Below are 13,671 nucleotides of genomic sequence, written 5' to 3' on the forward strand. Positions count from 1 at the left end.
CCATCGCCGTTCCGTCAATCTTCCGAGAAATGTACCAATACCTGGCGATATGAATTAAATATCTTAGATTTGGATACAAATCCCAGGTATTTTCCCTCTTCATTGACCACAGGTAAGTTCCATGCTTTTGTATCGTCAAAAGTCTGCATCACCTGTTCCATGCTATCTGTATCATACAGACGGGCAGGGACCGAGGTCATCAGTTTACTAACGGTAAAACGATGATAAAGTTCCTGACGGAACATGATGTTCCTGATATCGTCCAGTAGCACGACGCCCAGCAAGACCCCGTCTTTATCCGTCACAGGAAACATATTACGATGCGAAGTTGAAATCGCCTTCACCAATTCGCCCAGATCCATTTCCGGACGCACGCTGACAAAGTCAGTTTCAACCACATTTTCGACTTTCATCAGTGTCAATACTGCTTTATCCTTGTGATGGGTCAGCAACTGTCCCTTTTTAGCCAAACGCATAGAGTAGATACTATGCGGTTCAAACACGATGATTGTCAGATACGAACTGACCGAAACAATCATCAGAGGCAGGAAGAGGTCATATCCGCCCGTTAGCTCGGCAATCAGGAATACTCCAGTCAGAGGTGCATGCATGACTCCACTCATAACCCCTGCCATTCCCATCAACGCAAAGTTCTTTTCGGGCAAAGTAGAGGTAAAGTCAAAATCATTGCTAAAGTGCGAAAACACAAAACCGGCAATACATCCCAGATACAGCGAAGGTGCAAAAATACCGCCACATCCGCCTCCACCGTTGGTCGCACTCGACGCAAAGACTTTCAACAGAATGATCAGCACCAAATAGACCAGCAACAGATTACCGTATCCATAAAACAACGAGTTATTCAGTACCGTATCCCAGTCGGCATTGCTCACGCCGTTCAACAATAGTTCGATCGTATCGTAACCTTCACCATACAAGGGTGGAAAGAGGAAGATGAGCACACTCAGCATCACACCTCCCAATGCCAACTTCTTATACGGATTGGAGAGTTTGCCAAATACTCCTTCCACAGAGTTCATAGCGCGAGTGAAATAAAGCGATACCAATCCGCAAAAGATTCCCAAAAGAATCACATAAGGAATACGCTCCAATTCAAAAGGCTGATCCAGATGGAATTTAAACATAGCCTCCTGTCCGGTCGTAATATACGAAACAGTGGCAGCCGTGACAGCCGAAATCAGCAATGGTAATAAAGACGACATGGTAAGGTCGATCATCAGTACTTCCAGCGTAAACACCAGTCCGGCAATAGGCGCTTTAAAAATACCTCCGATGGCACCCGCCGCTCCACAGCCTACCAGCAACATCAGTGTACGGTGCTCCATCTTGAACATACTTCCCAAATTCGACCCGATTGCCGATCCGGTCAACACAATAGGTGCCTCGGCTCCTACCGATCCGCCGAAACCGATGGTAATGGCACTGGCAATGGTCGACGACCAGATATTATGTCTTTTGATACGCCCCTGCCTCCTCGAAATTGCATAAAGAATCTTCGTAACTCCATGGCTGATATCATCCTTTACGATATTGCGTACAAACCATCCTGCCAGAAAAATACCGACCACCGGATAAACCAGATACAGGTAGTTGGCCTCCGTCGTATTAAAGTTATCTGTCAGGAAATTCTGTATCGTATGAATAAAGAATTTTAGGAGCAGTGCAGCAATGGCAGTAAAAATACCGACCAGAAAACTTAAAATGAGAATAAACTGCTTTTCTTTGATTTTATTCTCGCGCCAGATAATAAAGCGCTGTAATAAACTTATCTTTTCTTTTTCCATCATTCGCGAATAATCTTGATCACTCCACCTTTATCCAGTTTAATGATACTCGATGGTTTAGGACGACTCATATCATCTTGTCGAAAATTGACAATGTAATCCACCGACGATTTTATTTCTTCGCTGATTTCATTAAAATTGGCTGCTCCCGGTTGTCCGCTGACATTGGCAGATGTCGAGACAATCGCTTTGCGAAACTGCTGGCACAAACGACGGGAAAACGCCTCGTTTGTCACCCGGATGCCTACGCTTCCATCCTCTGCAAGCAGATTTGAAGCCAGGTTGCGGGCACCGGAATAAATGATAGTTAATGGCTTATCGGCAACCTCAATCAAATCCCAAGCTACCGAAGGAACATCCTGCACATAGAATTCCACTTTCACCGGCGAGTCTACCAATACCAGCATCGCCTTACTGTCAGCACGTCGTTTTATCTCATACACCCGGCGCACAGCGTCTTCATTGGTAGCATCACAGCCAATTCCCCAAACCGTATCGGTGGGATAGAGAATCACCCCGCCTTCGCTCATCACTTGACAAGCTTTTTTAATGTCTTCTATCATTTCTTGATCTATTTCTTGTGAGAATAACGTGCAAAAATACTAATTTTGCCCAATAATAACAAAGGTTAAGAGAAAACAAATGGAAGAAATCGAATTTCATCACAGTTTACCTATACAACTACGATTCAACGACGTAGACAAATTCGGACACGTCAACAACACCGTCTATTTTTCATTTTACGATCTCGGCAAAACAGAATATTTCGCTTCTGTATGCCCGGGAGTCGACTGGGAAAAAGACGGCATTGTAGTCGTACACATTGAAGCCGACTTTCTGGCACAGATTTTTTCATCGGACCACATCGCCGTACAAACCGCAGTTTGCGAAATCGGAACCAAAAGCTTTCATCTGCTGCAACGGGTCATCGACACCGAAACAATGGAAGTGAAATGCATCTGTCGTTCGGTCATGGTGACATTCGATCTGGAAAGACACGAATCCAAGCCACTGACCGAAGAATGGATAGAGGCAATCTGCCGGTTCGAAGGGAGAGACTTAAGAAAGAAAAAATAAATAATCCTCCGTAGATACCTTTTTTCTACGGAGGATTTTGTTTTTCTCCTTAATATAAGAATTCCTTATTCACGTTCCCCGACACACTCGCGTCAAACCAGGAAAGATTGGATTGATCAAGCACCCATTTCTCATAATTAGGATATGCTTTCGTAATGATAACTCTTTCCTTGGGATAATTCCAGGCCGGTGAAGAGTCTTCCTTCCGTGGGAAATCAAGAGCCCATGGATATCGGTTATCCATACGATAATAAACTTCAGCCCCAGGATCCGATCTGTCATTTTCTGTCCCGAAGAGTGAAGTGTCGGCATGTTTTGTCGGCTTATAATCTACCAGATGTATTTCTCTTTGACGGCTGTTGACAAAAATAAACGGATTAAACTTCTGAGTTAACAAGTTGCTGACAGGAGTCTTCAGTCGTACGGTTACTTCAACCGGAATAGCGGAAACTCCGACCGCCGCACCCTCCGTATTCACATATCCTTCAGTCGTACCGAAAGCAGTATTAACATCATTCCAGACAATAAAAGTGGCCCGGTCATTACCCTCTTCAAGTGTAGCACCTTCCGACTTTGCTTCGTCGATATTGTCAGCCGAAAGCGGCAGTTCGATGCCTACACCGATATGCGTCCATGAAGCTGCTCCCTTTGCAATCGGCGTGAAAGTCAACTTTAGAGCAGTAATCATATTATTATCCCCTTTCTCCAACTCATAACTGTAATTCATCACAAAATCGTTGAAGTCATAGTCCCCCATCTTAGGCCACTGGTCTTCAAAGGCCAATGTACCGTAAACAGCCTCCGATGGAGTAAATTCATCGATCACCGGAATGTCTTCTTCCGGTTTTATGGCAGATACCGGTGATGCGGTAAGCTTTATCATCACATCATTAAAATCATAATCAGCTTTCGGATCATCATAAGGGCGAATATCGAAGCCCATAATGCAACAGTTATAATCGGGCACATTTCGAATCACCGCATTCGTCCTTTTCGTTGCATTCAAAGATGGGGTAGAATAATAAAAGCCATTAACATCTCCATTCGGGAAGGTCTGATTCTTGAACTTATAGGAACTTTTTGAATTCACTCCTCCATTGGCAGCATTTACATTAGCTATATTCAATCCGTCACGTGCCATAGCAAAACCGATACGTGCACCTTTCGGGAATACCTTACTATATTGTTTTCCGTCCCAATACAACAATTGTACTTTTAAACCCGAAGGACACTTTTGCTGATGAGTATTCGGAAGTAACAAAGTCATACGATGTCCCTGTATATCTTCACGTCTGCCAAGCTCCCCTTCCTGGTAGCTATAATAAGCCAACACATTGTAGACGGTCGCATTATTTACATAAAATCCACCATCACCGACATACGTAGCCCACACTTCCGCTCCCAATTCGTCAGTCACCACCAGGTCAGAACTCTTTTTCAAATCCACATCCTGCACATTCTTCTGTTCCGGATACCAACTATTCATTAAATTTAGAAACTTAGCAGATAATTCCTCTTTCGTAACAAGTGGAGAAGCATTCAAAAGTGGTATACCGTCTTTTCCAATCTCCGAATCAGTATAAGGGCTATACAATTCATAAAGATTGCTTAGTTTCTGGTCGACGGGAACATCCAATCCTGTTTCACTCCGGGTAGCAACCATACGGGTAGTAGCAGTCTTGATTTGAAAGGCTGTTGCAGTCAAGTTGCACGTCATCGAAGGTTGCACATCCATCTCCTGCACTCCGGGATAACCGGCTGTCAACGAAGCGACATACAACTTATCACTGTTTGCCGGAACAGAAATAGTAGCATCAATCTGCCCATTCCCATCTGTATAGCCCATATAGAGAGGCTTACCGGAAATAATCCCGTCTTCTTCATAAGGCTGTTGAAGATACACTCCAACCCCTATCCCCTCAGCAGCTTTTCCATCTGCCCGGGTAACAGATATATGAATCTGTTTATCGGATCTCAAAGCGAATTTGAACGATAGGTCCAACTCTTCCGTTTCGCCAGGATCCTCCCCCGACGGTTCATACAAATCTTTCTCATTTACACATGCTACACAGCAAAGTGCTATCAGCAGTGCATACTTCAGCAATGATACATTTCTCTTCATAAGACGATGTTTGTCTGTTTGTGTAAGGTTACTATATTCAGTAAATTAACAACCTAACTTGAATACAAAAATAACAAAAAAACAGAAACTTACAAAATCTAATCATCTTAATGTAGATTTTATTCTTTTTATATCAATTTATATAGCCATGTGAAGCTTACAGTCAGTCCACGATCCAACTATCAATATTCCTTGTTTTCGAGCTAAAATTCACTCCTACCTTTATCAGTTGGCGGGAATCATTGGCAAACGGAGCGGCATATCCCTTTTCTTCTATCTGTTTCAAAGCCTCTTCCGCACTCCCGTCAAATTTGAACTCCATCACATGCTACCCCGCATTTTTCATCCTCTAAACTGAAGATTTAGAGGTTTTCAAATGAGAATCTATATAAAAGTAATTATCATCTCGCAAACTTTCAAAGTTCTGTATCCCAATCGGGTAAAGTTTAGCCATAGCGTATTCCTATTAATGGCTTCACTCACAAATATACAAGATTATTCCTAATTACCGATTCCGTAAACCATATAATAAAATGCCGCTATCCATTCTTTCAAACAGACAACGGCATTTATTATTTCAACCGAAATGATCGGCTGACCGTCAAAGTAATCCCTGACCTCCTATTACCCCGGCAATAGCACTTGCCACAGCAATGATTACTTTCAAAAAGATGTTCCAATTATTTTTCCTCATATTCTAATCCTATAGAACCGCTAACTACGCAGTCGGATCATCTACTATGTCTCCATCACCACCTCCGGAACCATTATTGCCCGAAGCACCGATCCCACTCGCTTTCTGGAACTCAACACCCTGAAACAAAGCCCGGGTAGTACCGATAGCCGCAGGACGAGTATATTCAGGAGTAAAATGACAAAGAAGGGCTGCCACCTGATTCGGGTTCACCTCTTCCTCTTTGTCCACTCCCCTTCCTCGTGTACGCGCTTTCATCGTAAAAGTACCCAATCCGTCCAGACGTACCGTCTTACTGTCCAGCAATGCACTACGCATCGCTGTCATCAAGTTCCGAACCACATTATGCACATCACCCGGAGTCAATGACGATTTTTCCGCAATCATCTCAGCCAATTGCTGAGTAGATACCACCTTGCCTACCTTCACCAAGTTCAAGTGCCATTTCTTATCACCGGACTTAGTTGCCATAGTCGATTTTACTGCTTTATAAAATAATGCCATATTCCTGCATCTCCTTTTTTTAATGTTATTACTACTGATTTTATTCACATTGCGTTGATCAACATTGCAAAGGTGAACATTTGCAGGAAGATGACAAAAGAAAACAGGGCATCCGGATCAAGTTATGCAGAATAAGTTATAATCATCACATTATCAGTATTATTACTTAATTCTTTCTTATACATCTACTTCACATACTCTGCTATTGTCCGATTATTCATATTATACCCGTTTAACGAAATGTCCCCGGTTTTATACCTGGCATGGCATAAAACCGGGGACGAAACAAAAATCTATACTCATTAGGGCATATCTCTTTTCTACTTCGTAAATCTCCGATAAGCCTCTTCCAGTTTTTTATCGTAGTGATTCTGAGCATATCTGGGACCATTATATCTTTTGGCAAAACCGGTCCAGTCTTTCCGCTCCAGATTGGGCCGTAACTCAGCAAGTTTAATGAACCTGGCAAATGCCTCCAGTTGCTTATCTTCTCCGGAACACATATCTTTCACCATTTCATCTACACTGCCGTACCCGCACATCACATAGTTAAAGCCCATCACCTGAAACATTCCCCATGAAGTGGAAGCGTCAGCAGCTTCTTTATGTATTTCTCGGGCCTTTTCCAGACGTTCATACTCTCTTATCCCTCCATAATAATGACCCTTCTCCAACTGGGATAAAGAATATTTTCATTACCGACAACATACCTCTCCGGATCAAGTCCCCGCTTCTTGAGTTCTCTCCAAAAGATGTGACCTTCAAATAAAATTATCGGCCTCCCCGGCGCCACAAAGCCCCCACGACCACCGGTTTCAACTGTCTGTACGGCTTTTACCACTGCCACTTCAACGCCAAGCCAATCTGCCACACGTTGAAAATCATTCTCTGTTAAGTTTTCCATGAGTAATTAATTTGATTTATGTAAATAGAAGAATCTCTTCATAAATAGGAAGTATAATAGCCCCAACACCAAGATGCTCCCTAATAAATACCCATATCCATACTCCCGTAACAGCAAATATCCTACTAGAACTACGGTTTGCACCGACATATAGGTCAATGCCACTGCCACGTGTGGTATCTTCAGCTCATTGGCCATGATCTGATACAAATGTTTCCTGTGAGGCAAACCAATATTTTCATGTAGCAACAATCGGTGTACGATCGTCAACACACTATCCACTCCGTACACAACAAGCAATACAAGCCAGCTGAAATCTTTAGTTTGAAAAATCAAACTCCCGATCAGGAACAAGACTACAAAAGCTATACTGACCGAACCCACATCACCGGCAAAGCATTTCGCTCTCTTACGGAAATTAAAGAAGTCAAACACCAACACAGAACAAATCATCGTATAAATAAAACTCTGTTCTGTGAAGAAGATCACTTCTGCATTCACATATGCCAAAGAAATCAGGATAACCAATGAATATCCGCCGGTAATGCCGTTAATGCCATCCATAAAGTTATAGGCATTGATAATCCCCGTACAGACGATCAGAGCGACAAGCAACGTCCACCAAGGCAAGCTAAACAATCCCCATTGATAGAACATCAGGGCCATTGCCATAAAATGGAAGACTAAACGCAAACCTTGCGAAGTAGAACGGATATCATCTACAAAACTGATAAAAGTGATCAAGGTCAAAGCCAGTATAAACCAAGGGTATTCAAACTGATTCGTCAGGAAAAAAGTCAATGCACCCAAATAGAAAATGATTCCTCCACCTCTCAGAGTAATACGGGTATGCGAACTCCGTTCATTCGGCTTGTCGATAATATTACATTTATCAGCAATACGAAAATAAAAAAGTTCTGCCAGAAATAGCAGAACTAATATAAGAATATAATACATGTAAGTTAACCGTTTTTATAAATCAGATAAAACCAAAATTGAACACAAAGAAAAGCTACGAGAATAATTACAATAAGTATTCCCAAAATCCAGCAAATAATAGTCATAATTCAATTTACTCTATCCGAAAACTCTCTAACACATTCACAGGTTTCCATCCAAGTTCCCGTACTGCCTTTTCATTACTAAAAGTCAAAGAGTTCGTAATCTTACGGAGCTTCAAAGAATTAATCGGAGCTTTTTCTCCCAAACAATCACCAACAACTGCCATACCTTTAGCAAAATAATAAGGAATAGACAAAGGCAATTTTTTATTTAACTGATTACATATAATCTCTTCCAACTCACGAAAACTAGGTTGATAAGTATCGCAAACATTATATATCCCTCCTTTTTCTACTAATAAAGGAACAAGATTGGCAATATCCTGCACCATCAAAACACTCTTCCGGGCTTTTCCTCCCGCAATACTCAGATACTTGCCACTCTTAATACCATGGATCATTGTCCCTAAATTTCCCGGAGGATTAGGCCCGGCAATTAAAGAAGGACGAAGTATACTCAATTTTACATTGTGCATACTACACCACCCTTCGAGATATTTCTCAGCTTTAATCTTACTTAAAGCATAAGGGCTAGTTCCATTCAACGAATATTCTTCGGTAATATTCTCACCAAAATCACAGCCATAAACAGCAACAGTACTAATGAAAATGAAGGCCTTAGGCGTACAAAAATTTTCCAAAGCCGTACACAAATTCTTTGTACCTTGCAGGTTGATATCAAAGAAGGTTTGTTTTTCTACCTCCGTTTTAGGTATTGAATGGGCTTTTCCTGCAGCATGTAAAACAACATCATATGGCATATTTAGTGTCGGGATTTCTTGCGCTATATCCACTTTGTAATTATCCTGCAGAGCAAGTCCCATAGTATCTATCTTATATTTTTCTTTTAGCAAAAAACAAATATTTCTCCCTAGAAAACCAGAAGCACCCGTAAAAAGAAGATTCATTTTAAATATTTAAAAAGAGATTTATTCAAATCTGACAATGAGTAATACAAACTTAACCAGATTGTTTTTTTCTGTTCCACTCTATAAATATGCCAAATCCATTTTATAACTCTCAATTTATTTGAAGAGACAGAACCTTTGCGTATTCTATACAACGCCAAACAAATATTTGTATTTATAGCAATAAAACCTTCTTTGAGAATATCTAACCAAAGATTGTAGTCCTCATGTCCAATAAACTTAAAATAACGTTTCCCTATTTTTTGCGTATCATAAACCACAGTTAAACATCCTAACTCATTTCCACACAATAAAGATTTATAATGATGATAGGGATCTGATTTAACGATTCTTCCCGTACGATTTCCTTCTTCAGATATTTTCTCATAATCAGAATAGACAATTGCAACATTATCATTAATAAATAAAGGAAGTTGAGTAGACAATTTATTAGGAAGCCAAATATCATCGCTATCTAAAAATGCTATAAAACGTCCTTTTGCAGCTTGTATCCCGACGTTACGAGGAAGAGTTGGTCCCCCAGAAGGATGCTCTGTTTTCAAATAATAAATTCGAGAATCCGTATCCATAAATTCCATTATAATTTTCACAGAATCATCATTTGAACAGTCATCAATTATCAACAACTCCCAGTTAACATAGCTCTGTGCTATGACAGATCGGATCGTTTCTCGTATAGTAGCCGCAGAATTATAACAGGGAGTAATAATAGAAACAAGTTCATTCATTATTCAACAATATTAAACAAAAACACAAGACAGACAAAACTTTACTAAAAAAAAGCTGTATTACGTGACAGTTTTATGGCCCCTTTAATGGACCCTGGAATTCTAGAAGCAAAAAGTAAGAAATTATACGAGAAAGGAGAAGACAAATAAATAGATACATATGCTTTTATTAGCATAAAAGTATCCCAACACAATTGTCCTCGTTTAAGAGGTCTTCTTGAAGCAGAGCCAGCTCTCTCTCTCACATAATAAGTAGTATATTCTTTCGTAAAACGAAATCCTCCAATCAAATCCGATATTTCGGTCATAAAAAGCGCATCCTCTCCATTTTTAAATCGTGGATTAAACCTTCTATTTCCAATAATATCTCGATGTATCAATTTAGCGACAGGAAATGCTAATATAGCTCGATTTCTAAACAAAGAATACTGACACTCTCTTTGTTGAATAATTCGGCAAGCAAAAAAATTATCCTCCTTCTCTTCTATCGTTTTTCTAAATGTATGCACATTACTAACTCCAACTATATTCCGAGAAGATATTTTACACAATTCTTCAAGGTAATCAGAAGAGACAATATCATCATCATCAACGAAACCAATATATTGCCCTTTTGCAGCATCAATGCCAAGATTCCTCGCATTAGATACGCCTGCTTGATCAGTTTTTATCAACCTACAATACAAGCCAGCTGGTTTATAAGCAAATATATCTAATATCATATCCGTGTACTGTGTGTCAATATCACCATTCAATACAACTATCACTTCATATAAATAGTGAAACATCGTTTGGTTAAATAACGAAAAAAGACACTCCTCAAAATAAGTTTTTTGAGGTTTAAATGTGGGAACAATAATAGATAAAAGCATTGTCATTAGATTATAGATGCTCAGTAATCTAATTCTAAATCAACCACGACCTATAAGGCAGATAAACATCCTTCCCTATATTTATATATCTAAAGAAAAAATAGATTACCATCAAATTCAATATAAAAAGCACCATCATTCTATTCTTAACAGAAAAGAACAGAAACAATTGCGAGATAATAAAAATTGTCGACAGTTGAAATATGAGTACAGTCCTCTGCTGAAATACATACGTTTGGAAAAAGGCATAATAACAAATAATACTCAATACAAACAGATTAAAAACCAGATTAAATGAGATGTTTTTTTGCTCCAATTTTTCCCGAAGCCTCAAACACATTAAAAGTAATATAAATTTTTCAGCAACTGCTATATTTATCTTACCAGTCATACCGCCCCACACGTCTGATTCCGTATAGCTTGTTAAACTGCTCTGTATAAAAGGAGGAAAAAAACTAAGAATAGCTCCCATCCAGTCAAAGAAAGACAATAGTACAGAAATAAATACAACTGTACACAAAAAAATGTTACTATATCTTCTGTTAATAACAAAATACAGAGGAAGAACTATTAATAAACTCGAATGAAAAAGAGAGGATAATATATTGATTAATAAATACTTTATTATTTTTTTATCTTCTATATATTTTAAAGAATAAAAGAAGATAGATATAGCTATTCCTTGTCTGACAAACATCATATTAAACTGCATATACCCATAACGCATATAAAGTAATACAGCTAAAAAAGGAAGTAGTGTATACCTTTTTTGAAATACAAAAAATAAGGAAATAACAACTATTGACGATAATAAAAAGACTTCATTTATACTCCCACCAAAAGATTTAATTACACTATTAAATAGAATGTAACCAGGTTCCATTCTGAACAAAAGAAACATACCGTTATCATTCCATAAATCGCTTACTAGTGGAATTTTATCAAACACCTTTGTATATTCGCCCCAATCATCACCTGTTTCAAATCGTGTTCCAACAAATAATATTAGAATAAAGGAAAGAAAAAATAATAATATTTTCTTTTTAAAAACATTTAAATTAGAAAAATCAAAAACACTGAAAAACACAACTAATAATATAATGAAAGCGTAAGGTATCATTTCTTTATCTGAATCTTATAATACAAGAATTTAAAAAGATACATAATAAAATAGAAGCCTCTGCTCTCTGAGTACCATCTCGACAAACTCAACCCTCTTTTATTCACTAAGAAAGCAATATATTTATAATTGCTAGCCCCTCTATAATGAGACAATATTTTTGTAAGGTGAGCATTTATTTCTGATGGTCTTATTGTTAAAGCTTGATTTCTAAATCTATTATTATCCGAAATGATGAAATGCAAATACAACTCTTTTTCCGTATAATCTATCCCTTTATTTCTAAAAATATCTTTATAAATTGACTTGTGAACATCAAAACGCGACTGAAAATTTTTATTTGCTTGTCTAGTGACACTTGATTCTAATATTCTATATTTCAATAATACTTCCCTAATATTAGAAATCTTAGTATATTTAACTGCCTGACACCAAATAGCATAGTCCTCTGCATGCAAATATCGGTCATCATAACGTAACTTATATTTATCTACAATAGATTTACGGATAATAACGGATGGATGAGCTAAACAAGTAGAAAATAATAGAAAAGCTTCATTCACATTGACATTACTTGGGAATCTTTGTACTTTCCGCTTTATTGTATCACCAAAGATCTCAATATAAGAGCCACAAACCCCAACTTCAGGCTCTCTCTCCATAAACTCGACTTGTTTTTCAATTCTATTTGGCAAACTGATGTCATCAGCGTCCATTCTAACGATATATTTACCAATAGATTCCAGTAATCCCCTATTTAATGAATAAACAAGACCCTTATTTTCTTGATTATTTAGGACTTTAATTCTTTCATCATCATATAATTCCAATATCTCCGAAAAATTATCCGAGGAGCCATCATTTATTATAATGAATTCAAAATTCTTATAACTTTGACTAAGTATACTATTGATAGCGTCTTTTAAAAACTCCCCTCCATTATATACCGACATTACAACTGAGACAAAAGGATTACTATTCATACACAAATCCAATCAGAAGGAATAATATCACTTACTTGTACTCTGTCATCATTAATCCACTTCCCAGGGGCAATAACAATCCTCTCGGGATTTGTGTTAAGCCAAGCTCCCCACCAACTAAAAGAACTGTTTGCTATTATATTATGTTTGCAATAAGTCATTAAACACATATCCCAATACGATTCTTCTTTGTTATTCCAATCTATAATATGGCAATTAGGTATTTTTAGATGATCCTTACACCACACAGTATCATCTGAGAAAACAAAAAATTTTGGTTCTGAGACTTTGCTTTGAATTATATTTATGGCTTTATTATAATAAGCAGAAGTACAAATATTAGAATAAGCAGGATTATTAACATAGTCTCCTAATCGAACATGAAGGCTCACTGAATTTGAATTTTGCATTTGCTTCTTTATGAACTCATTCTTATCGCTTAAAACTTTAGAAAAATGAAACTGTCCACGAATAGCCGCTTCTATATTCGTAAAATATTTATAGCTTTGCCAATATCCTATATAATATTTATCACACGATAATGATATAGCATTCTCATCAAAACACAAATATGGCTCTACATATTCTGTTTTTTTTCGTTTCAATAGTTTACGCAACACCCTTATCCATATTTCACTTCCCTGGTAAGACAATTTTATTCTTTCTCGGATGGACGCCTTTAGATATTCAACATGAAAAACTTTATCAAGTTCAAATCCATTGTGCGTATAAGCACCAAACGAAGAAGTGTCTAATTTTACATTAACATACTTTTCCTTTAATGCTAAATAAAATGCAAACTGAAACATTTGGTTGCCTAATCCACCAATTATTTGTACTATTTTCATACAACATCTAAAAAACAAATTAAT

General features: G+C 38.1%; 13 protein-coding genes and 2 pseudogenes. 1 reads left to right on the forward strand and 14 read right to left on the reverse strand.

The genetic code is table 11. The features are described from left to right. Positions 1-14: 14 nt before the first annotated feature. Together BF9343_RS17740 and BF9343_RS17745 are read right to left on the reverse strand one after the other, a co-directional pair. The gene (locus tag BF9343_RS17740; protein WP_032497022.1) at positions 15-1,805 is read right to left on the reverse strand and encodes a chloride channel protein; all 1,791 of its coding nucleotides are present in this window, start codon (positions 1,803-1,805) and stop codon (positions 15-17) included. Further along, a complete protein-coding gene (locus BF9343_RS17745) occupies positions 1,805-2,368 on the reverse strand; it encodes an L-threonylcarbamoyladenylate synthase (protein WP_008770002.1) in 564 nt (187 codons plus the stop codon). Before BF9343_RS17745 ends, BF9343_RS17740 begins: the two co-directional genes overlap by 1 nt. Before the next feature lie 79 nt (positions 2,369-2,447). Here BF9343_RS17745 and BF9343_RS17750 point away from each other — a divergent pair, with 79 nt between their 5' ends. Continuing rightward, positions 2,448-2,882, forward strand: coding sequence for an acyl-CoA thioesterase (locus tag BF9343_RS17750; protein WP_005791034.1), 435 nt, complete (start codon positions 2,448-2,450; stop codon positions 2,880-2,882). Positions 2,883-2,931: 49 nt separating this feature from the next. Here the strand turns inward: BF9343_RS17750 and BF9343_RS17755 are convergent, their stop codons facing one another. From BF9343_RS17755 to BF9343_RS17800, 12 genes and pseudogenes are all read right to left on the reverse strand, one after another. Beyond that, positions 2,932-5,004, reverse strand: coding sequence for an LruC domain-containing protein (locus BF9343_RS17755; protein WP_010993514.1), 2,073 nt, complete (start codon positions 5,002-5,004; stop codon positions 2,932-2,934). A gap of 163 nt (positions 5,005-5,167) precedes the next feature. Further along, positions 5,168-5,332, reverse strand: a pseudogene (locus BF9343_RS23160) (PD-(D/E)XK nuclease domain-containing protein); the annotation flags it as partial. Positions 5,333-5,605: 273 nt separating this feature from the next. Then, positions 5,606-5,698 (reverse strand): smalltalk protein, encoded by a 93-nt coding sequence (locus BF9343_RS23790; RefSeq protein ID WP_149245192.1) that lies wholly within the window; start codon positions 5,696-5,698, stop codon positions 5,606-5,608. 24 nt (positions 5,699-5,722) lie between these two features. Further along, complete coding sequence (locus BF9343_RS17760) at positions 5,723-6,202, reverse strand: HU family DNA-binding protein (protein WP_005791037.1); 480 nt, start codon at positions 6,200-6,202, stop codon at positions 5,723-5,725. Positions 6,203-6,522: 320 nt separating this feature from the next. Further along, positions 6,523-7,106: pseudogene (locus tag BF9343_RS24215) on the reverse strand (N-acetylmuramidase family protein). 6 nt (positions 7,107-7,112) lie between these two features. Then, complete coding sequence (locus tag BF9343_RS17770) at positions 7,113-8,063, reverse strand: MraY family glycosyltransferase (protein ID WP_010993516.1); 951 nt, start codon at positions 8,061-8,063, stop codon at positions 7,113-7,115. Positions 8,064-8,178: 115 nt separating this feature from the next. Then, the gene (locus BF9343_RS17775; protein WP_010993517.1) at positions 8,179-9,075 is read right to left on the reverse strand and encodes an NAD-dependent epimerase/dehydratase family protein; all 897 of its coding nucleotides are present in this window, start codon (positions 9,073-9,075) and stop codon (positions 8,179-8,181) included. Then, positions 9,072-9,824, reverse strand: coding sequence for a glycosyltransferase family 2 protein (locus BF9343_RS17780; RefSeq protein WP_010993518.1), 753 nt, complete (start codon positions 9,822-9,824; stop codon positions 9,072-9,074). The genes BF9343_RS17775 and BF9343_RS17780 overlap by 4 nt, the downstream gene beginning before the upstream one ends. Before the next feature lie 44 nt (positions 9,825-9,868). Beyond that, positions 9,869-10,696 carry a glycosyltransferase family A protein gene (locus BF9343_RS17785; protein WP_032534012.1) on the reverse strand — a complete coding sequence of 276 codons (828 nt, stop codon included), beginning with the start codon at positions 10,694-10,696 and terminating at the stop codon, positions 9,869-9,871. Positions 10,697-10,730: 34 nt separating this feature from the next. Beyond that, positions 10,731-11,816 (reverse strand): EpsG family protein, encoded by a 1,086-nt coding sequence (locus tag BF9343_RS17790; RefSeq protein ID WP_010993520.1) that lies wholly within the window; start codon positions 11,814-11,816, stop codon positions 10,731-10,733. Further along, on the reverse strand, positions 11,813-12,799 hold the full coding sequence (locus BF9343_RS17795; RefSeq protein WP_010993521.1) for a glycosyltransferase family 2 protein: 987 nt from the start codon (positions 12,797-12,799) through the stop codon (positions 11,813-11,815). The genes BF9343_RS17790 and BF9343_RS17795 overlap by 4 nt, the downstream gene beginning before the upstream one ends. Next, positions 12,796-13,647, reverse strand: a complete 852-nt coding sequence (locus BF9343_RS17800) for an alpha-1,2-fucosyltransferase (protein ID WP_032534013.1) — start codon at positions 13,645-13,647, stop codon at positions 12,796-12,798. The genes BF9343_RS17795 and BF9343_RS17800 overlap by 4 nt, the downstream gene beginning before the upstream one ends. Between the last annotated feature and the right edge of the window lie 24 nt (positions 13,648-13,671).

Source organism: Bacteroides fragilis NCTC 9343, from assembly GCF_000025985.1.
GTDB lineage: Bacteria > Bacteroidota > Bacteroidia > Bacteroidales > Bacteroidaceae > Bacteroides > Bacteroides fragilis.

What these genes read in the sequence shown, in the direction of transcription:
- BF9343_RS17785 (WP_032534012.1), bottom strand. Translation starts at nt 10,696, where the DNA reads ATGCTTTTATCTATTATTGTTCCCACATTTAAACCTCAAAAAACTTAT.
- BF9343_RS17760 (WP_005791037.1), bottom strand. Translation starts at nt 6,202, where the DNA reads ATGGCATTATTTTATAAAGCAGTAAAATCGACTATGGCAACTAAGTCC.
- BF9343_RS17790 (WP_010993520.1), bottom strand. Translation starts at nt 11,816, where the DNA reads ATGATACCTTACGCTTTCATTATATTATTAGTTGTGTTTTTCAGTGTT.
- BF9343_RS17755 (WP_010993514.1), bottom strand. Translation starts at nt 5,004, where the DNA reads ATGAAGAGAAATGTATCATTGCTGAAGTATGCACTGCTGATAGCACTT.
- BF9343_RS17740 (WP_032497022.1), bottom strand. Translation starts at nt 1,805, where the DNA reads ATGGAAAAAGAAAAGATAAGTTTATTACAGCGCTTTATTATCTGGCGC.
- BF9343_RS17745 (WP_008770002.1), bottom strand. Translation starts at nt 2,368, where the DNA reads ATGATAGAAGACATTAAAAAAGCTTGTCAAGTGATGAGCGAAGGCGGG.
- BF9343_RS17780 (WP_010993518.1), bottom strand. Translation starts at nt 9,824, where the DNA reads ATGAATGAACTTGTTTCTATTATTACTCCCTGTTATAATTCTGCGGCT.
- BF9343_RS23790 (WP_149245192.1), bottom strand. Translation starts at nt 5,698, where the DNA reads ATGAGGAAAAATAATTGGAACATCTTTTTGAAAGTAATCATTGCTGTG.
- BF9343_RS17770 (WP_010993516.1), bottom strand. Translation starts at nt 8,063, where the DNA reads ATGTATTATATTCTTATATTAGTTCTGCTATTTCTGGCAGAACTTTTT.
- BF9343_RS17750 (WP_005791034.1), top strand. Translation starts at nt 2,448, where the DNA reads ATGGAAGAAATCGAATTTCATCACAGTTTACCTATACAACTACGATTC.
- BF9343_RS17800 (WP_032534013.1), bottom strand. Translation starts at nt 13,647, where the DNA reads ATGAAAATAGTACAAATAATTGGTGGATTAGGCAACCAAATGTTTCAG.
- BF9343_RS17795 (WP_010993521.1), bottom strand. Translation starts at nt 12,799, where the DNA reads ATGAATAGTAATCCTTTTGTCTCAGTTGTAATGTCGGTATATAATGGA.
- BF9343_RS17775 (WP_010993517.1), bottom strand. Translation starts at nt 9,075, where the DNA reads ATGAATCTTCTTTTTACGGGTGCTTCTGGTTTTCTAGGGAGAAATATT.